General features: G+C 70.6%; 1 protein-coding gene. It reads right to left on the minus strand.

The features are described from left to right. The coding region (locus ACYVHU_RS26730; protein ID WP_498949932.1) for a beta-ketoacyl [acyl carrier protein] synthase domain-containing protein at positions 1-521 on the minus strand (521 nt) is incomplete at both ends.

Genomic DNA, 521 nt, shown 5'->3' on the forward strand with positions numbered 1-521 from the left:
TCGCACGCGCGTCAGAAAGCCGCTCCAACAGGATCAACCCCACGCCCTCGGAGAACACCGTGCCATCGGCGTCATCGGAGAACGCCTTGACCCGGCCGTCACGGGCCAACCCACGCTGCCGGCTGAACTGCACGTACAGGTCGGGTTCGGGGAGCACCGTCACACCGCCGGCGAGGGCGAGGGTGCTCTCGCCACGGCGCAGCGACTCGGCCGCCAAGTGGATCGCGACGAGAGAGGACGAGCAGGCCGTGTCCACGGTCACCGCCGGGCCCTCCAACCCCAGCGCGTAAGCCACCCGACCCGACATCACCGAGGCGGAGTTGCCGGTGACGAGGTACCCCTCGGCGTCGGCCGAGTGGGCCTCCGCCCCGTATCCGGTGTGGGTGCCGCCGATGAAGACGCCGGTGGGGGTGCCGCGCAGCCGGTCGGGGTCGATCCCGGAACGCTCCAGGGTCTCCCAGGCCACCTCCAACAGCAACCGCTGCTGCGGATCGATCGCCACCGCCTCACGCGGACTGATC

It is taken from the genome of Marinactinospora endophytica, from assembly GCF_054780875.1.